Source organism: Nocardia sp. CC213A (assembly GCF_030766805.1).
Taxonomy (GTDB): Bacteria; Actinomycetota; Actinomycetes; order Mycobacteriales; family Mycobacteriaceae; genus Nocardia; species Nocardia otitidiscaviarum.
The window spans coordinates 304,929-328,433 of the sequence record NZ_JASFXA010000004.1; the positions used below are offsets into that span (position 1 = coordinate 304,929).

Annotated in this window: 19 protein-coding genes; 4 read left to right on the top strand and 15 right to left on the bottom strand. The window is 69.0% G+C overall.

Translation table 11 applies throughout. The features are described from left to right. Nucleotides 1-47: 47 nt before the first annotated feature. The 11 genes from QJS31_RS09885 to QJS31_RS09935 form a co-directional block, all read right to left on the bottom strand. Nucleotides 48-1,019, bottom strand: a complete 972-nt coding sequence (locus tag QJS31_RS09885) for an AraC family transcriptional regulator (protein ID WP_282783568.1) — start codon at nucleotides 1,017-1,019, stop codon at nucleotides 48-50. A gap of 114 nt (nucleotides 1,020-1,133) precedes the next feature. Continuing rightward, nucleotides 1,134-2,096, bottom strand: coding sequence for an AraC family transcriptional regulator (locus QJS31_RS09890; protein WP_306356490.1), 963 nt, complete (start codon nucleotides 2,094-2,096; stop codon nucleotides 1,134-1,136). Between the two features lie 105 nt (nucleotides 2,097-2,201). Then, nucleotides 2,202-3,053 (bottom strand): tRNA pseudouridine(38-40) synthase TruA, encoded by an 852-nt coding sequence (gene truA, locus QJS31_RS09895; protein ID WP_372341726.1) that lies wholly within the window; start codon nucleotides 3,051-3,053, stop codon nucleotides 2,202-2,204. Between the two features lie 248 nt (nucleotides 3,054-3,301). After that, on the bottom strand, nucleotides 3,302-3,802 hold the full coding sequence (rplQ, locus tag QJS31_RS09900; RefSeq protein WP_282785977.1) for a 50S ribosomal protein L17: 501 nt from the start codon (nucleotides 3,800-3,802) through the stop codon (nucleotides 3,302-3,304). Between the two features lie 54 nt (nucleotides 3,803-3,856). Next, nucleotides 3,857-4,915, bottom strand: a complete 1,059-nt coding sequence (locus tag QJS31_RS09905) for a DNA-directed RNA polymerase subunit alpha (RefSeq protein WP_029923719.1) — start codon at nucleotides 4,913-4,915, stop codon at nucleotides 3,857-3,859. Nucleotides 4,916-5,015: 100 nt separating this feature from the next. After that, nucleotides 5,016-5,621 carry a 30S ribosomal protein S4 gene (rpsD, locus tag QJS31_RS09910; RefSeq protein WP_029923718.1) on the bottom strand — a complete coding sequence of 202 codons (606 nt, stop codon included), beginning with the start codon at nucleotides 5,619-5,621 and terminating at the stop codon, nucleotides 5,016-5,018. A gap of 20 nt (nucleotides 5,622-5,641) precedes the next feature. Beyond that, entirely contained in the window at nucleotides 5,642-6,055 is a 414-nt protein-coding gene (gene rpsK / locus QJS31_RS09915; RefSeq protein WP_029923717.1) for a 30S ribosomal protein S11, read from the bottom strand. Between the two features lie 9 nt (nucleotides 6,056-6,064). Continuing rightward, entirely contained in the window at nucleotides 6,065-6,436 is a 372-nt protein-coding gene (gene rpsM, locus QJS31_RS09920; protein ID WP_029923716.1) for a 30S ribosomal protein S13, read from the bottom strand. A gap of 222 nt (nucleotides 6,437-6,658) precedes the next feature. Then, nucleotides 6,659-6,772, bottom strand: a complete 114-nt coding sequence (gene rpmJ, locus QJS31_RS09925; protein WP_025347279.1) for a 50S ribosomal protein L36 — start codon at nucleotides 6,770-6,772, stop codon at nucleotides 6,659-6,661. A gap of 96 nt (nucleotides 6,773-6,868) precedes the next feature. After that, nucleotides 6,869-7,090, bottom strand: coding sequence for a translation initiation factor IF-1 (gene infA, locus QJS31_RS09930; RefSeq protein WP_003886926.1), 222 nt, complete (start codon nucleotides 7,088-7,090; stop codon nucleotides 6,869-6,871). A 324-nt stretch (nucleotides 7,091-7,414) separates the two neighbouring features. After that, nucleotides 7,415-7,972, bottom strand: coding sequence for a hypothetical protein (locus QJS31_RS09935; RefSeq protein ID WP_306356491.1), 558 nt, complete (start codon nucleotides 7,970-7,972; stop codon nucleotides 7,415-7,417). Nucleotides 7,973-10,501: 2,529 nt separating this feature from the next. Here QJS31_RS09935 and QJS31_RS09940 point away from each other — a divergent pair. Beyond that, nucleotides 10,502-12,016: a MinD/ParA family protein gene (locus QJS31_RS09940; RefSeq protein ID WP_306356492.1), complete on the top strand. Its 1,515-nt coding sequence runs from the start codon at nucleotides 10,502-10,504 to the stop codon at nucleotides 12,014-12,016. A 48-nt stretch (nucleotides 12,017-12,064) separates the two neighbouring features. On the opposite strand, the gene QJS31_RS09945 is transcribed toward QJS31_RS09940, so the two are convergent. Next, the gene (locus QJS31_RS09945) at nucleotides 12,065-12,568 is read right to left on the bottom strand and encodes a DUF4254 domain-containing protein (protein ID WP_306356493.1); all 504 of its coding nucleotides are present in this window, start codon (nucleotides 12,566-12,568) and stop codon (nucleotides 12,065-12,067) included. 174 nt (nucleotides 12,569-12,742) lie between these two features. Here QJS31_RS09945 and QJS31_RS09950 point away from each other — a divergent pair, with 174 nt between their 5' ends. Continuing rightward, a complete protein-coding gene (locus QJS31_RS09950) occupies nucleotides 12,743-13,582 on the top strand; it encodes a GntR family transcriptional regulator (protein WP_051036894.1) in 840 nt (279 codons plus the stop codon). Continuing rightward, the gene (locus QJS31_RS09955; protein WP_282776067.1) at nucleotides 13,579-14,190 is read left to right on the top strand and encodes a GNAT family N-acetyltransferase; all 612 of its coding nucleotides are present in this window, start codon (nucleotides 13,579-13,581) and stop codon (nucleotides 14,188-14,190) included. Before QJS31_RS09950 ends, QJS31_RS09955 begins: the two co-directional genes overlap by 4 nt. Before the next feature lie 20 nt (nucleotides 14,191-14,210). Here the strand turns inward: QJS31_RS09955 and eccCa are convergent, their stop codons facing one another. Genes eccCa through eccD form a run of 3 tightly spaced genes read right to left on the bottom strand, consistent with a single transcriptional unit; the run spans nucleotide 14,211 to nucleotide 21,141 of the window. Continuing rightward, a complete protein-coding gene (gene eccCa / locus QJS31_RS09960) occupies nucleotides 14,211-18,236 on the bottom strand; it encodes a type VII secretion protein EccCa (RefSeq protein ID WP_282776065.1) in 4,026 nt (1,341 codons plus the stop codon). Nucleotides 18,237-18,253: 17 nt separating this feature from the next. Beyond that, entirely contained in the window at nucleotides 18,254-19,672 is a 1,419-nt protein-coding gene (gene mycP / locus QJS31_RS09965; RefSeq protein ID WP_306356494.1) for a type VII secretion-associated serine protease mycosin, read from the bottom strand. Next, nucleotides 19,669-21,141, bottom strand: a complete 1,473-nt coding sequence (eccD, locus tag QJS31_RS09970) for a type VII secretion integral membrane protein EccD (RefSeq protein WP_306356495.1) — start codon at nucleotides 21,139-21,141, stop codon at nucleotides 19,669-19,671. The genes mycP and eccD overlap by 4 nt, the downstream gene beginning before the upstream one ends. Nucleotides 21,142-21,294: 153 nt before the next feature. Between eccD and eccA the strand changes: the two genes are divergently transcribed. After that, nucleotides 21,295-23,130 carry a type VII secretion AAA-ATPase EccA gene (gene eccA / locus QJS31_RS09975; RefSeq protein WP_282776060.1) on the top strand — a complete coding sequence of 612 codons (1,836 nt, stop codon included), beginning with the start codon at nucleotides 21,295-21,297 and terminating at the stop codon, nucleotides 23,128-23,130. The last annotated feature ends 375 nt before the right edge of the window (nucleotides 23,131-23,505 follow it).

Consider the following 23,505-nt stretch of genomic DNA (forward strand, 5'->3'; position numbering starts at 1 on the left):
GGGGCACACCGACATCTCGTGCCGTGCTACCGACCGTGCGTGCCTGGTTAGCCGTCGGGACCGAGACCGGTGCGGAATTCGCCCGGCGTCATCCCGGTCTCGTCGCGGAAGGCGCGGTAGAAGTGCCGCTCGGTGCCGAAACCCGAGGCGAAGGCGATGGCCGACAGCGGCCGGGAGGGATCGGCGCGCAACAGTTTGCGGGCGTGCTCGATGCGCATGCGCCGCACCAGCGCGGCGGGTCCGCCGAACCCGGCGCAGACGCGATAGAGCGTGCGCCGCGAAACCAGGCAGGCGTGCGCGACCTCGTCCATGGTGAGGTCCGGGTCGGTGAACCGGCGGCGTAGGTAGGTCAGCACCTGCCGCCGGGTGAAGATCGAGTCGGTGGGCGCGGCGGTATTGCCACCCGTGGCCAGCAACACCGCCGAGGCGAGCATCTCCACGCACTGGGTGCCGAGTACGTTTGCCGCTCGGTCGCTTTCGCCGGGCGGCAGTTCGGCCAGCCCGCGGAAGAATCCGGTCACCACGCCGAGTGCGCCGTCGGTGGGCATGGCCGTGGCAATCGGCAGTTCGTCGCGGGTCAGGCCGGAGTGTTCGAGCAGTTGGTCCATCGGGGCGCGCACGATCACCGACAGCGCGTTGTCGGTGGTGAGGCTGACCAGCGGCCGCCCGCTGTCGAAGAAGGCGATGGATCCGGTGTCGGTCTGGGCGCGCCGCCCCTGCTGCTCGGTCCAGTTGACCCCGTCGACGACGAAGTTGGCGAGGAAGAACTCGTCGGTGGACTGATCCACCTGTTTACGCGATCGGATCACCCGCTGCGCGCTGGCGCGCATCAGGGTCACGCTGGAGCGCTCGAACTGGGTGCAGGTCAGCTGGCCGTGCCAGTGCCCCTGTGCCAGCGGCGCGACGGTCGCCGGCACCACGGTGTCGGCGACGATGGCCTCCCATTGTTCGAAGGCTTGGCGCGGCGAAACATCCGAGGTCGATATGACCTCGGCGGTGGCGGCAATCGGTCGGCCCACACCGCTATCTTCCCACCGAGTGGGCCGGAACTCCCAGCATTCCGATCGACGCTATGAGTTCGCTCGCTTCACATTCGCAGATAAGCGAATTCGATCGGACAAATCGGGCGCACATCAGGCGAGGACGGACACCCGGAACGCCGCCGGGGTGACCCCCTTCTCCAGCCGGAAGGCCCGGTAGAAGTGCCGCTCGGTGAGAAAACCGGACGCCCGCGCCACCGCCGCGATGGGCAATGCCGATTTCGTCAGCAGCTCGCACGCGTAGTCCACCCGCATCCGCCGCAGCACCGCCGCCGGGCCGCCCTCGATCTCGTCGAAGACCCGATACAGGGTACGTCGGGACATCAGGCAGCCCCGGGCGATCCGATCGACGGTGAGGCCCGGATCGGTGCGGTGGGCGCGCATGTAGTCCAGCACCCGCTCGCGGGCGAAGGCGTCCGGAGTGGACCGCTCACTACCCGCGGCCAGGGTCACCGCGGAGACCAGCATGTCCATGGCCGGAGCCGCCAGTGCCGCCGCCTGGTCCGGATCGGTGCGCTGAATTCCGGCCAGGCCCTGGAAATAGCGGGCCACCACGCCGGCCGCGGAGTTGCCGGGCAGCGCCACCACGGTCGGCACCTCGTCCAGGGTGATCCCGCTGTGCTCACGCAATCGGCTCAGCGGGACCTGTACGACCGCCTTCTCCCACCGGCCCTCGATCTCCCAGTGGTACCGCTCCCCGCTGCCGTAGAGCACCATCATGCCGGGACGCAGAGCGGCGACCCGGTCACCCTGATGCAACCGCCCCTGGCCCCGGACGAAGATCCCGGCCAGCAGATACTCCTCCTCGGCATCGGCGACCGCCCGCGCGGTGCGCCGCACCCGCTGCGGCGTCGACCCCACCGCCGACAGCTCCACACCGCCGTAGCTGCCGTGGCTGATCCATCCGTGAAAGTGATGCGGCGCGGTGGGCGATACGGCCAGCGGGAAGTACGTCTCACTCATGTGCGCTTCCCAGCGCTGAAACGCCTCATCCGACGAGACCTCGGCTCCGGAGCGGATCTCGACCTCGCGGATATCCGGCACCCAGCCGGTCACCGGCTGCCGCTCCCTCCGGCGGCGGTCACTCCGATCACGGTGATGGCGGCATGGCAGGTCGACACGACTACTCCTCATCTCCCGAACGGACAGCTGTGCGAATACTCAACTGCCGCAGCAGCCCTCAGCGCCGGGCACGGTGCGCACCTCTCGCGTCCGGGCATTGCGGGCGGCCAGTTCGGCGGCGGGCGGATAGTCGACGGCGACCAGACTCAGGCCGTGCGCCGGGGCCACGGTCACCGCGCTGGAACGTTCCCGTTCGCGCAGCAGGCCCGCCACCCACTCCGGCGTACGCCGCCCCTCGCCGACCGCCAGGACCGCGCCCACCAGGCTGCGGACCATGGACCAGCAGAACGCGTCGGCGCTCACGTGGGCGGTGAGCAGATCGCCGGCGCGCTCCCAGTCGAACCGCTGGAGTTCACGTACCGTGGTGGCACCTTCGCGGCGGCGGCAGAAAGCGGCGAAATCATGCAGCCCCAACAGTTCTCGCGACGCGGCGCGCATGGCGTCCAGATCGACGTCGGAGCGGCACGCGACCACGCTGCGCGCCTGCAACGGCTCCGCGCCGTAGGGCGCGGTGGTGAGGCGGTAGGCGTAGTGCCGGCGAACGGCGGAGAAGCGGGCGTCGAATTCCGCGGGCGGGAAACTCACCGCCTTGACCCGCACGTCCTTCGGCAGGAACCGCGCCAGCCGGTGCACCAGCCGCGGCCCGTCCACCTCGGCGCGGGTGTCGAAATGCGCGACCTGCCCCTCGGCGTGCACCCCCGCGTCGGTGCGCCCGGCCACGGTCAGCTGCACGGGCTCGCGCAGCACCTTGCTCAGCGACTCCTCGAGCACACCCTGCACGGTGCGCAACCCGGGCTGGCGGGCCCAGCCGATGAAGTCGGTCCCGTCATAGCCGATATCCAGCCGCACCCGCACCGCACCCGGCTCCGAGCCCGAATCCTCCACCGCCACAGCCACCTCCTGGTTGACACGAGTCGAGCCCGCCGCCCCCGAAGGGACGACGGGCTCGACATGAGTCCGACTATCGGGGCACCGGGGCGTACCCCGGCTCCCAGGGGCGCGGGGGCAGAGCCTCAGATCCCCGCCACGCACCCAGCTCATACGGGCGCGCGGGCGAAGCCTCAGATCCCCGCCACGCACCCAGCTCATACGGGGGTGCGGGGGCGAAGCCCCCGATCCCCTTCGGAAGAAAGAAGACGTCAGTCTTCCTTCTTCTCCTCCGCGGGAGCCTCGGCGACGGCCTCGGTCTCGGCCTCGTCGGCCTTCTCCTCGACCTTGGCCTCGTCGACCTTCTTCTGCGAAGCGGCAACGCGGCGGGCGCGATCGGCCTCGTTGGTCACGGTCTTCTCCCGGACCAGCTCGATGATCGCCATCGGCGCGTTGTCACCCTTGCGGGGAACGGTCTTGATGATGCGGGTGTAGCCACCCTCGCGACCGTCGAAGGACGGGCCGATCTCCGCGAAGAGAGCGTGCACGATGTCCTTGCGACGGATCACCTTCATGACCTCGCGACGGTCGGCAAGGGTGCCGGCCTTCGCCTTGGTGACGAGCTTCTCGGCGTAGGGGCGCAGCGCCTTGGCCTTGGCCTCGGTGGTCGTGATCCGACCGTGCTCGAAGAGCGCCGTGGCCAGGTTGGCGTAGATCGCCTTCTGGTGCGACGCCGACCCGCCGAAGCGGGCACCCTTCTTGGGCTTGGGCATTGTTGGAATCTCCTGTGTTGAAGGCCGGCTCGGGGCGCTACACCCCGCGCGGCCTTAGAGCTGTTCGGTTTCGGCGTAGTCCTGCTCGCCGCTGTCGGTGTCGCTGAACGAGCCGCTGTCGCTCCAGGTGCCGCTGGCGGCGTCGTAGCCGACGACGCTGGACGGATCGAAGGAGGCCGGGGAGTCCTTCAGCGAGAGGCCCAGCGAATGCAGCTTGACCTTGACCTCGTCGATGGACTTCTGTCCGAAGTTGCGGATGTCCAGCAGATCGGATTCGGTGCGGGCAACCAGCTCGCCGACGGTGTGCACACCCTCGCGCTTGAGGCAGTTGTAGGACCGCACGGTCAGATCCAGATCCTCGATCGGCAGCCCGAAGGACGCGATATGGTCGGCCTCGGCCGGGCTGGGCCCGATCTCGATGCCTTCCGCCTCGACGTTGAGCTCACGAGCCAGACCGAACAGCTCGACCAGGGTCTTACCGGCCGACGCCAGCGCATCCCGCGCGGAGATCGAGTTCTTGGTCTCGACATCCAGGATGAGCCGGTCGAAGTCGGTGCGCTGCTCGACACGAGTCGCCTCGACCTTGTAGGTCACCTTCAGGACCGGGGAGTAGATCGAATCCACCGGAATCCGGCCGATTTCCGCGCCCGAGGCCTTGTTCTGCACGGCAGGGACGTAGCCGCGACCGCGCTCGACCACGAGCTCGATCTCCAGCTTGCCCTTGTCGTTCAGGGTGGCGATGTGCATGTCCGGGTTGTGGACGGTCACACCGGCCGGCGGCACGATGTCACCGGCGGTGACGGTGCCCGGGCCCTGCTTGCGCACGTACATGGTGACCGGCTCGTCCTCTTCGGACGACACCACGAGGCCCTTGAGGTTCAGGATGATGTCGGTGACATCTTCCTTCACGCCCGGAACCGTGGTGAACTCGTGCAGCACGCCGTCGATGCGGATGCTGGTGACCGCGGCACCCGGGATGCTCGAGAGCAGGGTGCGGCGCAGCGAGTTGCCGAGGGTGTAGCCGAAGCCCGGCTCCAGCGGTTCGATGGTGAACCGGGAGCGATTCTCGGAAACGACCTCTTCGGTCAGCGTCGGTCGCTGTGAAATCAGCATGGACTGTTCCTCCTTCAAGAGCGCCCGCTATTTGACGCTCACGACATGGATTGCGGGGGACCGTTTTTCGGCGGTCCCCCACCAGCGGCGCGGTGAGCGCCTACTTCGAGTAGAACTCGACGATCAGCTGTTCCTGCAGCGGAACATCGATCTGCGCACGCTCGGGGAGCTGGTGCACCAGAATCCGCAGTCGGCCCGGGACGACCTGCAGCCAGCCCGGAACCGGGCGCTCGCCGTAGGTCTCACGCGCGATCTGGAACGGCAGGTAGCCGGCCGACTTCTCCTTGACATCGATGATGTCGTACTGGGAGACCTGGAACGACGGCACGTCGACCTTCACACCGTTGACGGTGAAGTGGCCGTGCGACACGAGCTGACGAGCCTGACGACGGGTGCGGGCCAGACCGGCGCGGTACACGACGTTGTCGAGCCGCGACTCGAGCAGACGCAGCAGGTTGTCGCCGGTCTTGCCCTTCTGGCGGTTCGCCTCTTCGTAGTAGCGGCGGAACTGCTTCTCCATGACGCCGTAGGAGAAGCGAGCCTTCTGCTTCTCCTGCAGCTGCATCAGGTACTCGGACTCCTTGATCCGCGCGCGGCCGTGCTGGCCGGGCGGGTAAGGACGACGCTCGAACGCCTGGTCGCCTCCGACGAGGTCGACACGCAGACGACGCGACTTGCGGGTGATAGGGCCGGTGTAACGAGCCATTTTCTACTCTTCCTTTCCCGCTAGACGCGACGCCGCTTGGGCGGACGGCAGCCGTTGTGCGGCTGCGGGGTGACATCGGAGATCGTGCCGACCTCGAGGCCGGCGGCCTGGAGGGAACGGATCGCGGTCTCGCGGCCCGAACCCGGGCCCTTCACGAACACGTCGACCTTCTTGACGCCGTGCTCCTGCGCCTTGCGGGCAGCGTTCTCGGCAGCGAGCTGCGCGGCGAACGGGGTGGACTTACGCGAGCCCTTGAAACCGACGTGGCCGGACGACGCCCAGGAGATGACGTTGCCCTGCGGGTCGGTGATGGACACGATGGTGTTGTTGAACGTGCTCTTGATGTGCGCGTTGCCGTGGGGGACGTTCTTCTTGTCCCGGCGACGCGACTTCTGAGTCTTCTTCGGGCCAGCGGCCCGGCTCTTCGGAGGCATGCGCTATCCCTACTTCTTCTTGCCGGCGACGGTCTTCTTCGGACCCTTGCGCGTGCGAGCGTTGGTCTTGGTCCGCTGGCCACGCACGGGCAGGCCGCGGCGGTGGCGGATGCCCTGGTAGCACTGGATCTCGATCTTGCGACGGATATCGGCCTGCACCTCGCGGCGCAGGTCGCCCTCGACCTTGAAGTCCTGCGACTCGATGTAGTCGCGGAGCTTGGTCAGGTCGTCGTCACTGAGGTCCTTCGAGCGCAGGTCGGCGCTGACGCCGGTGGCTTCCAGGATCTCCTTGGCGCGGGTACGGCCGATGCCGAAGATGTAGGTCAGCGCGATCTCCATGCGCTTTTCGCGCGGGAGGTCGACGCCCATCAGACGTGCCATGGTGGCGATTCCTTTTCTGTTCGGAGGTCTGCTCCCTGTCCGTCCCCTCGTCCGGGGCCCCGGCCTCCGTACCGGGGGTGGGCCGCCATCCGCCCCTCGCGGGGCTCGACAACGGCGACTGGCGCTGGGAGGTCTTCTTGTGTTGCCAATCCGAACTGCGTTCGGTGCTTGGCTGGTGAGCGACCGGGATTGCTCCCGGCGAGCTCGGCCTTCCGGCCGAAATCAGCCCTGACGCTGCTTGTGGCGCAGGTTGTCGCAGATCACCATGACCCGTCCGTTGCGGCGGATCACCTTGCACTTCTCGCAGATCTTCTTGACGCTCGGCTGAACCTTCACGTCAGATCCAATCTGGGTCGGTGTTCACTGGCCGTGAACACAGTTGTTCCCCGGCCGGTATGGCCGGGGAAATCTAGGGGCAATCGCCGCGGGCGATTACTTGTAGCGGTAGACGATGCGGCCCCGCGACAGGTCGTAGGGCGACAGCTCGACGACCACGCGGTCCTCGGGCAGGATGCGGATGTAGTGCTGCCGCATCTTGCCGCTGATGTGCGCGAGAACCTTGTGACCGTTCTCCAGCTCGATCCGGAACATCGCATTCGGGAGCGGCTCGATAACTCGACCCTCGACCTCGATGGCCCCGTCTTTCTTCGCCATATCCTCCGCGATCCCGTTTAGGCTGAACCTGGTTGGTTGCAGCGCTCTCGGCTAGCTGTGCGATCACTGGTTTGTCGTGCACTCCAGTCGACCCGGTGCCATACTCACGGGACACGACATGAGGACATGCCACTGCCACCGTGTAGGCGCACCGCCGACCAAGCTTACCGGTCTTCCCAGCTCGCGCCAAATGCGGGGCATTGTGACGTGCGGAGCGGAGCCCGCGCCCGGCCGTCATCCACCAGCGGAGAACCGACTGCCCCCAACGCGGCCTTGTCTCGATCGCTAAACTCTCGGCTGTCCTGTATCAGTTCGGTCCAGCATTCAGGGGGACATGTGAGCCGCAACAACGACGGCCTCCCGATGCTGCCGCCGTGGCTCTCCGAGAGTGAAGTCACCGAGGTCGGCTACGAGGCTCCCGTCGAGAACCTCCCGCACGACGAACTCATTCCCGAGAAGAAGTCCGCCCGCGGCGGCCTGTTCGGCCGCCGCAAAGGCCGCAAGGACAAGGACACCCCCGAGCCCGACCCCATCCCCCAGCGCGAGCCGGTCCGCATCCCCCCGACCCCCGCCTGGAACCAGGACCCGTCCCCCCACGACGCGCACGCCCCCGAATCCGAGCCGCCCACCGGACTCCCCCGCCGCACCCCCCAAGCCTCCGGCCACCACCCCGGCGACCCGCTCCCCGGCTCCGCCCACGGCTTCGACTCCCACCGCCAGCACGGCGAGCCGGGGACGCGGGGCGAGCACCACACCCCCGCGCAGCCACACCCCGCCGAGGCGGCGCGCCACCCGCTGCCCGACGACGCCCGGATACCGCAGCGCCACGACAACCAGGTGCCGCGACAGCCCGAACCCGGCCGAACCCCTTCGTCCCGGCACGAACCCGCCGAAGACGCCCCCCGTCGACTGCCGCCCTTGGAAGAGCCCGCGCCGCACGAAGGTGCGGCGAACGGTCGCCCATCACTGCCGCCAGCACCGGCCCAGTCGTCGGCACCGGCCCACCCGCCGGTTCCGGCCCAACCATCAACTCCGGCCCGACCCCCGGTTCCGGCCCAACCGCCGGTGCCCTCCGTCCCGACAAACGCACAACCGCCGAGCCCCGTGCCCGGCGAGACCGCCCCGGAAGGAACGCTCCCACCACCGCCGCAGCATCCCTCGCTGCCGCAATCCACACTGCCACCCGCGGCGAAGCGGGATACACCGCGCACCCCGACTTCCCCCACGAACTCGGCATTCCCCACGAGCCCAGCCCGTTCCACGGATTCCCCTGCGAGCTCGGCGCCGCCGCTGGGCACTCCCACCAACCCGGCACCCGCCCCGAGCCGGGATTTCACCCGGCCGCCCGCTCCCATCGCGCCCGAGGTTCCGACGCGCGACACCACGCCTGGCCCCGCGCCGACGCCCGCCCGGACACCGGCGGCCGAGCCCACTCCGCCGCCCCCCGGTACACCCGACGGCGCCGACCCGAGTGGCACCGCACCCGCCCCGGGTGCCGCACCGACCTCCAGCCAGCAGTCGTCGCGTCCCCCCATGCCGACCCCGGCTCCCGCCCGCCCCACAGCCCCGAACCAAGCACCGGCCCCCAGCGCCGCGACCCGCCCACCGCTCCCACCGCGTCCGCCGCTCCCGGACCCGCCCCCGACGGCCTCCCCGACCTCGACTCCCCCCGGCGCCGCCGACCCCACTCCTGTCGGAGCCCCGTCCGGGCAGCACCCCTCGCCAGCCGACGATTCTCGACAGGCCGAACAACGCCCGCCGCTGCCCGACTCGCCCGCACAACGCCCGATGCCGTCCGACACCGGATCACCGACCGCGAGCGGGCGGCCGGGGCATACCTCGGTCTCCGGTGCGAGCGATACCGCCGTACCTGATCGCTCCGCACCGCATCGACCGCCCATGGACTCGACCGGTCCCGGGTCCGGCGCTCCGTCCACCGGCCGTGATGCTGCCGGTGCCAACGACGGCACCGCGCGCACAAGTCCCACTGCACCGCAACAAGTCTCCGCAGTATCGGGACAGCAGTCGACCGACGGGGCAGTGAGCCCGAGTGCCGCCGACCCCAAGTCGGCCGACTCGAATTCGGCGGGGCGACAGACCAGTTCCGCGCCGAACGGCAGCGTCCCGCCGCAATCCACGCCCACCGACGGCACCGCGGGCTCCACCCCGGCGAACACCGACTTCGACGGTTCGGCCGTGCCGGGCGCGACCGCCGCACCGCACGGTGAGGTTCCCGAGGCCCGCACCGCGCCTGCGGGGACCCCGCCACCGTCGGATAAGGCACCGGACTCGGCGGCCCGCACCACCCCGACCGCTGCTCCTCCCACGCGGCGGTTCGACATGCCGGACGCCCCGCCGGGCGGTCACGCGCCAGCGGCCGAGCCGGTTCCCGGCACGTCCCCCGGCGGTAGGCACCGCGCCCCGACCACGCCACCGCCGAGCCCGCCCACGCGCTACGGCACGCCGCAGCCCGGCGGCCCGCAGCATCCCGGCACGGCGAATCCGGCTACCCCCGAGGGGAATCCGTCCGCCGCTCAGCCGCACGCACCCGCGGCCGAACAGCGCTGGACCGCTCCCCCGACCGCCTCGCCGACGCACCCGGCACCGGACGAAGCTCGCCCCGACACTGCGGCCGAGTCTCAGGCCCCGTACGCGACTCCGCGGCCACCGGACCCGCAGACACCACCCGCACGCGGCGCACAGGTCCCCGGTTCGACAACCGCGCGAGAACCGGACTCAGCCGGTCCGCTGGCACCCGACACTGCCGGTCCCGGCCCTATCGACCGTGGGCCGAGTTCGCCCGCAGCACAGCGCAACACACCGGCCGACGACCGCCAGGCACCGGATACGACGGGTTCCGACCCTGCCGACCGTGGGCCGGGTTCGCCCGTACCGCAACACAACACACCGGCCGACCATCCCGAGACAACGGACGCAACCGACCCCGGTCCGGGCGACCGTGGGTCGAGTTCGCCCGTACCGCAACACAACACACCGATCGACCATCCCCAGACAGCGGACGCAACCGGCCCCGACTCAGTCGGCCGTGGATCGAGTTCGCCCGTACCGCAGAGCAATCCCGCTCCCGGCCACCCGGCACCCACGCCGCAGAATCGGTGGGCCTCCCCGCCTGCCGCACACCCCGAGCACCGGGCGCCGGCAGAGCGGCCGACCAGCGGTCCGATCGACCGCCCGGGATCGGACGGGGCAGGAGCGCGGGCGGTCGGACCCTGGGCAAGCGCCGCGACCGGTCCCCAGGCGGGTGGCCCGCACACGACCGGTCCGTCGCACACGGTTCCACCGGGTTTCGAGTCCGGCGACAGTGCGCCGCAACCGGATGCGGCGCGGTTCCAGTCCGAGCAGCAGGCTCCGGAGCAGGGGCACGCCGCGCCCTACCCGCCCACGCCGGCGATGGCCTCGGAACAGGACGGCCAGCCTGGACTGCCTTGGCGGCAACAGCAGCCGACCGCGTACCCCCAGCCTCCCGAACCGCCCTCACCGACCCTCTACGCCCAGGCCCCCGAACCGCCCTCGCCGACCCTGTACACCCAGGCTCTGGAGCAGCCCTACGCCACGCACGGTCAGCCCGGCCCCGGCGGTCGGCCTGACTCCGGCGAGCGGCCCGACTCCGGCGAGCGGCCCGAACCGGAGCAACCCGCTCAGGGTCGACCCGAGCAGCCGAATCCGGGCCAGCCCGACTACGGCAGTCGGGCCGGACACCCGCACCCCGGTCCCGCCTACCCACCTCACCCCGGCCACAGCCAGCCCGGCCACAGCCAACCCGGCTACGACCAGCCCAGCCACAACCAGCCCGGCTACAACCAGCCTGGCTACGGTCAGCCCGGCTACAACCAGCCTGACTACGGTCAGCCCGGCTACGGTCAGCCTGACTACGGTCAGCCTGGCTACGGCCAGCCCGGTGCGCCCGCACAGCCGGGTTACGGCCCGGCGGGGGGCGGGCGTCCGTACGGCAATCCCGCTGCCGCACAGGGCGGCCCGATCCCTTCACTGGATGACGTCCCGCTGCGCCGCGCCAAGAAGGCCCCGGGTTCGGGGTGGCGGCGGGCCGTCCATCACCTGTCCGGCGGCGCCGTCAACCCGGGCATGTCCGCCGAGGAGCGCCGCCTACAGGAGCTGGTGGCCCGCATTCGCCAGCCCGTGCGCGGCGACTACCGCATCGCGGTGCTCTCCCTGAAGGGCGGTGTCGGCAAGACCACCACCACCATGGGCCTGGGTTCCATCTTCGCCTCCATCCGCGGCGACCGCGTGATCGCCGTGGACGCCAACCCCGACTTCGGCACCCTCTCCCAGCGCGTCGCCCTCCAGACCCGCTCGACGGTGCGAGATCTGTTGCTGGACGAGCACATCCAGCGCTACTCCGACGTCCGCCGCCACACTTCCCAGGGCACCAGCCGCCTGGAAGTGCTTGCCAGCGAACGGGACCCGGCCGCCTCCGAAGCCTTCAACGAGGAGGAGTACCGCGCCGTCGCCCGCATCCTGCAGCGCTTCTACAACATCATCCTCACCGATTGCGGTACGGGCCTGATGCATTCGGCCATGGCGGGCGTCCTGGATCTGGCCCACTCCCTGGTGCTCATCTCGTCCTCGGCCATCGACGGCGCCCGCAGCGCCGCCGCCACCCTGGACTGGCTGTCCCTGCACGGCCACGACCACCTGGTCCGCAACGCGGTGGTGGTCATCAACCTCCCCCGCCAGGGCTCCCCCAATGTCGGCATCCAACAGCTCCGCGAGTACTTCCTCGCCCGCTGCCGAGCCGTCCACATCATCCCCTTCGACCAACACCTCTCCGAAGGCGCCGAAATCGACCTGTCCCGCCTGCACAAAACCACCAAGCGCGCCCTGGTGGAACTCGCGGCAACCGTCGCTGACGACTTCACCGCCGAGCACCGCCGCTATCGCGGGTAGCGCCGTGTCCGCCACCGGCTGGGGCGGACACGGCGCACACCGGACGATCTACCAGGCGGGCAACCGCCGCCGCCCCGCCAGCACATCCCGCACCAAATCGTCATATGCGTCCGACAATTCGGCCAAATGGTGCCAAGCGGAATGCAGAATTTCGTCATTGGCGTCAAGCGTCATCAACGCGTGATGTGCTCGCACCGACGCTTCCGCCAGCCTGTCGATGACCGAACCGACCGTTTCGGTGTGTAGAGTCGCACCCAGCCGATGTTGGGGCAGATTGCGCACGACCCAGTCGTCGATCGCCATGACCAATTCGATTCGGCGTCGTTTGTTCTCGACGATGGAGGTTGGGTCCGTATCCGGCCCGGTGCCGCCCCGCCCGACCAGGCGCTTCTCATGCAATACGGCCAGGTCATGGGCGAACCACAGCAGTGACCCGCCGATGACGCGGTGGCCGCGGCATGCACGCAGGAGTAGGTCCGAGGGCGGCAATAGGCCCGCCGTCAGGGGCTGCGACTCGGCGTCCGAATAACCCGGAACGTCGGGAAGGGCCACTACGACCGTATTGGATGTCTCCGAAACTGCCACGTTGCCTCGCGTTCATCGCTGACCAACACGCATTCAGGACGTTCATTACAATAAACCGAGAAATGCGTGTGTCAAGCCTCACACGGCGGTTCGTGGGGCGGAGTAGACTTCGATGCCTTGAAGCAACAACCGAGGAGCGAGATGGCGGACGGTCCGAGGTATCAACGGATCGCAGACCTCCTCCGCGAGGAGATCCGAGGCGGCAAGTGGAAGCCCGGTGATCGACTACCGAGCCACAACGAGCTGGCCGAGCAGATGCAGGTGTCGATCACGACCGCCCGCAACGCCATCCAGGTCCTCGTCGCCGAAAACCTGGTCTACACGGCTACTTCCCGCGGCACCATCGTGCGCAGCCAGGAAGTGCTGGAATCGGTTGTCACCAACCACATCCGCCCGAACCGCCCGCGGGCGGCGCACGACATCTTCGAGGAGATCGCGCGCGCCGCCGGGCGTGAGCCATCCAAGCAGTTCACCGCCCGTATGGAGCCGGCGAGCGCGGAGGTGGCGCATTGGCTGGGGATCGCGAAGGACTCGTGGGTGGTGGCGCGTACAGTCGTGCAATACCTGGACAACGAACCGTGGTCCTGGGAGGTGAGCTTCTATCCCAGAGACCTGGCCGAGGCCACCGGCATCGACTGTCCCTACGACATACCGGAGGGCACCACGCGCAGACTCGCCGACCGCGGACACGCCGAGACGGCGCACCGCGACAGCATCGTCGCCCGCCCGGCGACCTCCGAGGAGGCCGCCGTACTCGGCGTCGGCCCCGGCACCTTCCTGCTCGACCATCTGCGCATCGGCGCCAATCACGACCGCGTCACCCGAGTGACCAGGCATCGTTCCACTGCGGCACGCAATCGCCTCACCTATGAACTCGGCGACGACAGTGGCACCGAGATGATCCGCCGCGTCCTCGGCGTCCCCTCGGCGCCCGCCAACTCCCACTCCTTCGGCAACTCCCTGCTACCCGGCTCACCATGACGCTTCGCATCCGCCCAGCCCGCCTCGATGATCTCGGGACCATCTGTAGGCTCCGACTCCAACGAACGGTATGGCTGGCGGCCCGCGGCAGTGATCAGTGGACCCGCGAGGGTCGCGGCCTACCCATCGAGACCTTCGCCGGTTCGGTCGCGCAAGCGATCAGCAATGGCGAAACCTGGATGGCGGAGGTCGACGGCGAACGCGCGGGAACCATCACGGTCAACGACCGCGCCGACGAAGGACTCTGGAGCCCAGGGGAATTGGCCGACGCGGTCATCGTGCACTACATGATCGTGGATCTGCGCTTCGCGGGACAGCGGGTCGGGGAAGCGCTGCTGGCCCACGCGGCACGGATCGCCCGGGACCGACATCGCGGCTGGGTTCGTCTGGATGCCTGGTCCGCCAATGCCGACCTGCACGCCTACTACCGGCGGGCCGGCTTCCACCTGGCCCGTTTCGCGGGCCCGGAGGCGACGGGCCCGTCCGGTGCGCTGTTCGAACGCCGCACCGAGAGCTGGGCGCACCGGCCGGTGCGGTCGCTGGCCGACAGCCTGTACCCCCTGCTGACCACGGCGACCCCGGACCGGGATGCCCCGGCGGCTCGGTAGCCAGCCGGGGCGCCGCCCGGTCACTCCGGCGGCAGGTCGATGATCTGCACCATGCGTTGTCCGGAGCGCGTCCACAGCACGCCGCGCCCGGGAGGCAGCTTCGAGGGCCGGATATCGCCGATGATCTTTCCCTCGTCCCGGGGGCCGCTCATGATCAGAGCGGGCACCGACATGTTCTTCATGGCCCCGAGCAGACCGCCGTAGAGAGCGCGGGATACGCCACCGGTATTGCGGGTGACGACGATGTGCAGGCCGATATCCCGTGCCTGCGGCAGCAATTCGATCAGCGGAGCGAGCGGATCCTGCATGCCGCCCGTGGAGACCATGTCGTAATCGTCGATGACGACGTAGATCTCGGGGCCGCTCCACCAACTGCGGTCCCGCAGCTGCTGCGGGGTGATGTCGGAGCCGGGGATCCGCTTGGTCATGAACCCCACCACCTCCTTGATCATGGGTCCGCAGGTCTGCGAGGACGTCGAATACCCGGCCAGCTGATCACCTTCCAGCGTGCCGAGCAGGGTGCGGCGGTAATCGATGAGGATGATCCGCGCGGTCTCGGCGGTGGAATTCTCGGCGATGCCGCGAATCAGCGTGCGCAGCAGGGTCGTCTTGCCGGACTCCACGTCCGCGAAGGCCATGAAGTGCGGATCGGAACCGAAATCCAGTGCCAACGGCTGCAGTTCGGCCTCGTCGATACCCACGACCACCCGGGTGGGGCTCTGTTCGACACCCCGGGCCTGGGCCAGTCGCAGCACCTGTTCGCGCGGCAGATGCTCCGGCAGCATCCGCACCTCCGGTGCCCGGAGTTCGCCGTAGAGCTGGGCCATCTGCTCCCGGGAGGTCGATACCCCCTCGGCGAGGGTCTGCGCGTTGGTGTCGGAGTCCAACCGCGGCAGCGCGATGAGCATGTGCAGCTGGTCGGGGGTCAGGCCGCGGCCCGGCCGGTTCTGCGGCACATTGGCGGCCACCCGCCGCCCCAGCTCCGAGTCGGAGGGGTCACCGAGTCGCAGCTCGATCCGAGTTCCGATCTGGTCCTTGATATTCGCGCGGATCTCACGCCACGCGTTCGCACCCAGGATGAGGTGGATGCCGTAGGACAGGCCCTGCTGGGCCAGCGCGGTGATCTGCCCGACAAGACTGTCGAAATCGTCGCGGATGACCATCCAGTTGTCGATGACGAGGAAGACGTCACCGAACCGGTCGGCGAGAATCGGATCGTCGGTCCGGCCCTGCGCCTTCGCGGCATCCTTGCGCCGTCGGTAGTCGGCCATGGATTCGATGCCGAGCTGGGTGAAGTTCTCCTCGCGCTGTCGCAGCAGGGTGGTCATCTCGGCGACCGTGCGACGAACCCGGTCCACGTCCATGGCCCGCGCGATCGAGCCGACGTGCGGCAACCCGTTGAGACCGACCATGCTGCCGCCGCCGAAGTCGAGGCAGTAGAACTGCACCTGTTCGGGCGTGTGGGTGGCAGCGGCGGCCATGATGATGGTGCGCAGCGTGGTGGACTTGCCGGACTGCGGACCGCCGACCACCGCCACATGGCCCTGCGCGCCGGACAGATTCACGGTCAATACGTCGCGACGCTGCTCGTAGGGCTTGTCGATGATGCCGATCGGCATCCACAGCTGGCCGTGCCGGTTGACCGGCGAACGCCAGTCCGGATCCGGCAGCAGCATGTCCACGGTGGGCGATTCCTCCAGCGGCGGCAGCCACACCTCGTGGGCGGGCCGGCCGTGACCGGTCAGCCGCTTCACCACGACCTGGAGCAGACTGTCGGGCACGCCCTCGTCGCCCGCGGGCGGGGGTGGCGGCAGCAGGTCCAGCGGATCCAACGGGTTCTCCGGTTCGGGTGCCTCCAGCACCTCGACCGGGGACGCGGTGAACACCCGCGGCGGCGCCTCGATGACGGCACGCCCGTCGGCCTGCCGGGTGGCGCGGGGCGCGACGTAGGGTCCGGACACATAGGTCGCGTTGAATCGCAGCGGGTCGGAGGCGTCGCTCTTCAGGTAGCCCGCACCGGGGACGGACGGCAGGTGGTAGGCGTCGGTGATACCCAGCACCGCACGGGATTCATTGGCGGAGAAGGTGCGCAGACCGATCCGGTAGGACAGGTGCGAGTCCAGTCCGCGCAGTTTGTTCTCTTCGAGCCGCTGTGAGGCCAACAGCAGATGGACGTGCAGCGACCGGCCCAGTCGGCCGATCATGACGAACAGATCGGCGAAATCCGGCTTCTGCGCGAGCAGTTCGGAGAACTCGTCGACCACGATGAACAGCGCGGGCAGCGGATCGAGGGCGACACCGGCGGCCCGGGCCTTCTCGTAGTCGTTGACATTGGCGAAATTGCCCGCCTCGCGCAGCAATTCCTGCCGCCGGTTCATCTCACCGGCCAGCGCGTCCCGCATACGGTCGACCAGCTCGATCTCGTCCTCGAGGTTGGTGATCACCGCCGCCACATGCGGCAGCGGGTCCAGGCCGAGGAAGGTGGCGCCACCCTTGAAGTCGACGAGCACCAGGTTGAGCTGATCCGGCGAATGCGTGGCGACCAGGGAAAGCACCAGGGTGCGCAGGAATTCGGACTTGCCGGAACCGGTCGCGCCGATGCACAGGCCGTGGGGACCCATGCCGTTCTCGGCGGATTCCTTGATGTCGATCTCGACGGGCGCCCCGTCGGGGGTGATGCCGATCGGCACCCGCAGCCGTTCGCGTCCGGCGCGTGGCCGCCACACCTTGGCGGGATCGATCTGCGCGGCATCCGGAATCTTCAGCAGCGCCATGAGACCCGGATCGGCGGTGGTGCTGGAACTGTCGCCGAGGCTGACGATCTGCGCCGCGGTGGCGAGCCGGTAGCGGGCCAGGCCGCGGGCGAAGGACTCCGCCTCGGCGAGCGACACCCGGTCCGCGGTGGCGAACTTCTCCGCGCCCACAGCGCTTTTGGCGAGGATGTCGCCACCGGTGGCGACCAATTGCAGACCGCGGCGCACGGCGAGGCCGTTCTCGGGTGCGGTGAGGTCGATGACCGTCACCGAGTCCAGGCCGGATTCGCTGACGAGGCGCTCGGTTCCGTTGACGTAGCCGTCGTCGATGACGACCACCAGATGCAGTCGCCCCTGGGTCGGCTGGGGATTGCGCATGAAGCGCCCGCGCTCGAGCAGATCGTCGGCGAGCCCGGTTTCCAGCTCGCCGAGCGATCCGTACATCATGCGCACCGCGCCCATGCCGTCGCGTTCGGTCCGGTGCTGCAGGTGCGGCAGCCACTTCGCCCACGCCCAGGTCTCCGAATCCGGGTCCGAGCAGACGATGGCGACCGCCACGTGGTCGGGGCCGTGGAACGCGCAGAGCTCCATCAGCATGGCCCGCACCAGCCCCCGGCTGTCTTCTTCCGGCCCTTCGATATTGATGGCGGGGAAGGCCCGCAGGGAGACCGCGGTGGGCAGGTGGTGCACCACGGAGTGGGTGCGCACGAACCGGCGCAGCGCCACGGTCGACACCGGCTCGAGGTCCTCCAGCGGACCGGTTTCCGGGCGGGCGAGCTTGGCGGCCAGGCGGTGGGTGCCGATGCCGACGCGAACATGGCCGAAATCCGGATCGTTGGGTCGGCGTTCCCACATCCGCCGCGTGCCGATGATGGAGAGCAGGTGGTCCGGTGCGGGATGGCTCCACACCAGCGTCTCCAGCTGCTTGGCCGCCGTGCGCCGCACCTCGCGCCGGGTCTGGTCCAGATACCGGAAGTAGTCCTTGCGTTCCTCGTTGAGTTCGCCGGCGCTCTTGTTGCCGCTGCGCTGCCCCATCATCATGCCGGCCATCGACATGATCATCATCATGGGGAACATCATCATCATGGGGTTGGTGAGGATGGACCGCCCCATCATGGCGAACATGGCGAGCATGCCGATCACGGCGACGACCATCACCACGGGCATGAGCTTGCTCAGCAGCGGAGCCGGAACTGCCCGCGGGATCTCCGGCGGCGCGGTGAGCGCCATTTCTCCGCCCGGCGCGCGGGGTGGCGCAATGCGGGGCCTGCGCACGAAACCTTCGGTAGCCATGGGTATTTCTCCGGTCGTTACGAATCGAGGTCGGGCAGCTCGTCGTCGCGGCGGGCACGGCGGAACGGAATCGAGACGGCGAGTCCGATGGCCAGCGCGGCGAGGCAGACGATGGATCCGACGGTGGCGACGAGCCGCGGCAGCGGGTCGGGGCCCTGGGGCCGGCCGGGTACGGGGAAGGCGCGGGGCTGATCGGCGCCGACGCTCACCGGTTCCGCGGGCAGCTGTGCGGTGAGCGCGGCCAGGGGGTCGATGAGACCCGCGCCGATGCGGTCGTCGCGGCCCGGTCCGGGACCGTGCGCGGTGCGGGTGATGCGGTCCATGACCTGCTGCGCGGAGAGATCCGGGAAGCGCGCCCGCACCAGCGCCGCCAATCCGGCCACGTACGGTGCCGCGAAGCTGGTGCCGTCGATGGGTTGCAGGCCGTTCTGCCCCTGCACCGCGTTCACCAGTCCGGTGCCGCCCGGCTTGCTGTCGAGTGAGACGACATTGCGGCCGATGGCGGCGGCCCCGACCCAGGGGCCGTACAGCGTGAGCGCCGAGGGGTCGCCATTGGGGTCCACCGAGCCCACCGACAAAACGTACGGACTGAACCAGGCCGGGGTGGCCACGGTCCGCACCTGACCCCAGCCGGTGCCCTCGTTCTGGTTCTCACAGCCGGAGCCGAGATTCCCGGCGGCGGCGACCACGACCACATTGCGGTCGTAGGCGTATCGGACCGCGGCCCCCAGTGGCGCGTCGGAGGTGTCGGATCCGGCCGGGACGCACGCGACCTCGGAGATATTGATGACCGTCGCCCCCATGTCCACCGCGCGCACCACGGCTCCGGCGAGGGTGAGCATATTGCCGTATCCGGACGAGTCGATGGCGCCCGGTTGCGGATTGCTGCGGCTGTCCTTGGCCCGGTAGGCGAGGCTGAGCTGGCGAATCGTGAGGATCTCCGCCTCCGGTGCGACCCCGACGAAGGCATCGTCCGGGCTGGGCCGCGCGGCGATGATGCCGGCCACCAGGGTGCCGTGCCCATCGCAGTCGACCGTGCCGTTGCTGTCGGAGACATAGTCGCCGCCGGCTTGCAGGGCGGGCAGCCGCGGATGCGGGTTCACCCCGGTATCGATGACGGCCACCTTCTGGCCCGCGCCCCGGCTGAACTGCCAGGCCGCCGGGAGGTCGAGCACCTTCTGGGCGAGCGGTTCGTCGCGAGGGGCCTCGCCGCGCAGCGTCGGTTCCGCGCAGATGGCGTGCTGTTCGGTCTCCTGTAGGGGGGCCGGGTTACCGCTGAGCGCCTGCGCTTCCCCGAGCCGACCGAGGTCGATCTCCGGCGGATTGACCGTCCGCACCGGCGCGGCCGCGGCCGGAGTGGACGGTCCCAGCAGCGCGGCACCGAGTAGCGATGCGGCGCACAGTGTCCGTGCCCAGGCCCCGGACCACCGACTCATATGTTCCGAGCCATCGAGTAGACGTCCATGATCCACAGCACCAACGGGACTATCGACACGATCAGGGCGTACTCGAACAGCTCGTTGCGCCGCCGGGTCACCGGCGTCACCTCGATGTGCGGACCGATCACGCCGAAGCCGATGGCGCCCACCGCGAAGGCGAGCAGCAGTGCGGCGGAGAGCAGCAGCCGGTCCGGATCGTCCATGGCCAGCAGCACCAGCAGTGTGGTGAAGGTGAGGCAGCCACCGGCGATCAGGATGGTGGCCTGCGCGAGGTCGGCGAACGAGCGACCGCGCAGGCACAGAATGACGGATATGACGACGGCCAGGGTGATGCCCTGCCAGCGGGCCTGGCCGAATACATCGGCCGCGCCGATCGCACCGAACCCGGCTCCCAGCGTCGCGCCGAGCACGATGCCGGTCTGGAACTGATTGGCCGCGCGGGCGCGCTGCCCCAGGCCCTGCGCGGACGGCAGCACCGTGGCGCCGATCGCGCCGATGCCCTCGATATTCGGGCGGGGTTCGTGGTCGGCGGGGTCGATGGCCGCACCGGCGGTCGGCACCGGCGGCACCGGCAACCGGGCCAGCAGGGCGGCCAACCGCGGCACCATGGAGAGCAGAATCATCGACGAGATCAGGATTCCGGCGGCCAGTTTCGGCAGGTCGGTATCCCAGATCATGTGCACGGCCGCGGCGACCCCGGCGAAGACGACGAGCGTGACGACGGCGGAGACGATGGCCGCGCCGACGCCGATGAGGCGGTATCCCACGACAGCGAACAGCAGGGTGGCCGAACCACCCAGCAGTGCGTGCGGGCTGCCGATGGCTCCGGGCACCGCCAGTCCCGCTCCCCCGAAGACGAGTAGCAGCATGCAGAGCATGAGTACGGTCGCGGTGAGCTCGTCACCGTACTTGCGGGCGGCGATGACGGCGGCCACCAGCGCGGCGATGGCAGCGCCGAGCAGCATGGCGGGTGCGACGAAGGTGTCGCCGTGGCCACGCGCGACCGCGCCGAGCAGTAGTGCGAGCACGGTGGCGAGCACGCCGACCACCAGGCCGGTCCAGCGCGCGGAGGCCGCCGACCAGCCGCGGAAGTCGTCGGCGGTGAGTCGGGACACCGCGTCGATGACATCATCGAACAGCGCCGGTGACTCCTTCGCGGCGACGGAGCGCAGCACCAGCAATTCACCGTCGTGGATCTCGGCGTCATTGAGCGTCTGGTTGGGCGGGATCATGTCGCGGCCGAGTTTGGCCAGCGTCCAGTTCTCCACCTGTCCCGGGTTCGAGTCCTCCTTCTCGACCGGATCCGGATTGCGTGATTGGATGAGCTGCACCAGATCGCCCATGAAGGCAGCGATGGGTACGTTGGCCGGCAGACCGACGTCGAGCTGGGTGTTCCCCCCGATGACGGACACTCGGCACAATTCGGGCTCAGTGGCGCGGACGCCGCTGGTCGACTGTGCGGTCACTTCCTGAACTGCTCCTAGCTTCTCCCTCAGTTGCCCATTCAGGGCGGTTAACCATAATGTATCCGACAGTCCGCAGCAGTGCGACGGCACTGGGTTGGTGGGGATTGTGAACGAAAGTTAAACCAGGCTCAACGAATTCGGGGTTCGACCAATATGATCGACACTCGCCAGGCACAACGCGCATTCGACGCCGGGGTGCTGTCACTGGGATTGAGCATCGACGGACAGGAGTCGACCCGCGATCTCGAGTACGCGAAACTGGCCTTCCAGCGCGCCACCGAGTGGGATCCGACCATGTGTGACGCGTGGCTGGGACGGGCCGCCGCGGGCGAGGTCACCAAGGACGTTCTGTACAACCTCCACAAGACCAGCACCACCACCCTGTACCGCGAGCAGCGCCGTCTCGGTCTGCCGGCGCGGGTGTTCGCCGGACGTTTTCTCCCCGGCCTCTATATCGACTACCCGCTCGCGAGCTTCACCGAGATCTGGCTCGCGTACGCGGCGCAGCTGATCTCGGAAAAGCAGTACGACGAGGCCGAACGCATTCTCGACGACCTGGAGAAGCACCGGCGCGAACGCACGTCGGACCCGGACCGCGAACTCGACAACCGGATTGCCGCCTATGTGCGGGCGGTGCTGCACTACAACACCCAGCGCTGGCCGGATGTGATGACCATTCTGGCCGGTTCGGCGGAGTGGGAGGACCCCTATATCGCCGCGGGCGCCCATGTGATGGTGGGCACCGCGTGCGCGCAGCTGGGCCTGTTCGGCGAGGCCGTGCAGCGCATGGAGAAGGCGGAGGCGGGGCCGATTCCGGCCGCCCGCACCGCCGCCATGTTCTGCCGCGGCCTGTGCCTGCGCGAGATGGGCAAGGCCGACGAGGCGCAGTCGCTGTTCGAGAAGGTGTACTCGCAGGCCCCGGACTTCGATGCCAACACCGCCGCCATGCGCGACCGGACCTACCGCATCACGGTGACCAACAAGGAGGTCATCGAGGCGCGCACCGACAAGTGGGATCCCGCCTCCGCGCCCTCGCTGGAGGAGAAGGAAAAGGCCGAGTTCGCCGACCGCGCCAAGAAGATCCTCGACGAGGCGCGGGCGGAGCTCGACAAGCAGATCGGCCTGGCCGCGGTGAAGACACAGGTGGCCAAGTTGCAGTCGAGTGCGCAGCTGGCCAAGATCCGTGCCGAGAAGGGGCTGTCGAGTTCGGCGCGCGGCCAGCACCTGGCCTTCACGGGCCCGCCCGGTACCGGTAAGACCACGATCGCCCGGGTGGTCGCCAAGATCTATTGCGGACTCGGCATTCTCAAGACCGACAAGGTGGTGGAGGCCAAGCGGTCCGATTTCGTGGGCCAGCATCTCGGCTCCACGGCCATCAAGTCCGAGGCGCTCATCGACAGCGCTTTGGACGGTGTGCTCTTCATCGACGAGGCGTACACGCTGATCCAGACCGGCCTCTCCGGCGGCGACGCCTTCGGCCGCGAAGCCGTGGACACGCTGCTGGCGCGCATGGAGAACGACCGCGACCGCCTGGTGGTGATCATCGCCGGATACGACGGCGAGATCGATCGCTTCCTGGCCGCCAACGACGGTCTGGCCTCTCGCTTCGCCAAGCGCCTGCAATTCCCGTCCTACACCGCGCCGGAACTGGGCCAGATCGGTCAGGTCATCGCGGGCAAGCGGGATTCGGAGCTGTCGGAGGGCGCGCTGGAGCTGCTGGTGCAGACCTGTCAGCGACTCTACGAGATGGAGAGCACCGATCAGAGCGGCCAGCCGCGTCGAGGCGTGGACCTGGCCGGTAACGGCCGGTTCATCCGCAACCTGATCGAGGCCGCGGAGGAGGAGCGGGAATTCCGGCTCGCCAACGACGATTCGCTCGACCTGAGCGCGGTCGACGAAACGGTGCTGATGCGGATCGAAGCTCCCGATATGAAGGCGGCGCTCACGACCGTTCTCACCTCGCTCGGCCTGGCGTCGGCCACGGCCTGATCGTCGGGGACAGGGTGGGCACAACGACAGACGCTGCCGGGGACGGAACTCGGCTGTACACAAGGCATTTCGGGGGTGGGCTGTGAACGGCTCGGTGAACGACCAAGCGAATGCGATGGAGCGCACCGCTCGCATCCCCCGCCCGGGGGGCGGACCGCCCCGGCATGAGCGGCGTGGAGCACCCCAGCATGAGCAATTCGGTGCGCCCCAGCACGAGCAGCGCGACCCGGCCCGACACGCGCAGGACCGTCCTCCGCGCCGGCCGGATCAGCCGCCGAGGCCGGATTCGCCCGCGCCGCAACGTGACTCCCGGTCCGCCGGATCGGGCCGCCACCATCGCGCACCGGAACCTCAGCCCCCGCAGCTGCATTCGGA

Excerpts from the sequence above, each read along its gene's own strand:
- rplQ (WP_282785977.1), bottom strand. The coding sequence starts at position 3,802 with ATGCCCAAGCCCAAGAAGGGTGCCCGCTTCGGCGGGTCGGCGTCGCAC.
- QJS31_RS09905 (WP_029923719.1), bottom strand. The coding sequence starts at position 4,915 with ATGCTGATTTCACAGCGACCGACGCTGACCGAAGAGGTCGTTTCCGAG.
- rpsD (WP_029923718.1), bottom strand. The coding sequence starts at position 5,621 with ATGGCTCGTTACACCGGCCCTATCACCCGCAAGTCGCGTCGTCTGCGT.
- rpsK (WP_029923717.1), bottom strand. The coding sequence starts at position 6,055 with ATGCCTCCGAAGAGCCGGGCCGCTGGCCCGAAGAAGACTCAGAAGTCG.
- rpsM (WP_029923716.1), bottom strand. The coding sequence starts at position 6,436 with ATGGCACGTCTGATGGGCGTCGACCTCCCGCGCGAAAAGCGCATGGAG.
- infA (WP_003886926.1), bottom strand. The coding sequence starts at position 7,090 with ATGGCGAAGAAAGACGGGGCCATCGAGGTCGAGGGTCGAGTTATCGAG.
- QJS31_RS09940 (WP_306356492.1), top strand. The coding sequence starts at position 10,502 with ATGGCCTCGGAACAGGACGGCCAGCCTGGACTGCCTTGGCGGCAACAG.
- QJS31_RS09950 (WP_051036894.1), top strand. The coding sequence starts at position 12,743 with ATGGCGGACGGTCCGAGGTATCAACGGATCGCAGACCTCCTCCGCGAG.
- QJS31_RS09955 (WP_282776067.1), top strand. The coding sequence starts at position 13,579 with ATGACGCTTCGCATCCGCCCAGCCCGCCTCGATGATCTCGGGACCATC.
- eccCa (WP_282776065.1), bottom strand. The coding sequence starts at position 18,236 with ATGGCTACCGAAGGTTTCGTGCGCAGGCCCCGCATTGCGCCACCCCGC.
- mycP (WP_306356494.1), bottom strand. The coding sequence starts at position 19,672 with ATGAGTCGGTGGTCCGGGGCCTGGGCACGGACACTGTGCGCCGCATCG.
- eccA (WP_282776060.1), top strand. The coding sequence starts at position 21,295 with ATGATCGACACTCGCCAGGCACAACGCGCATTCGACGCCGGGGTGCTG.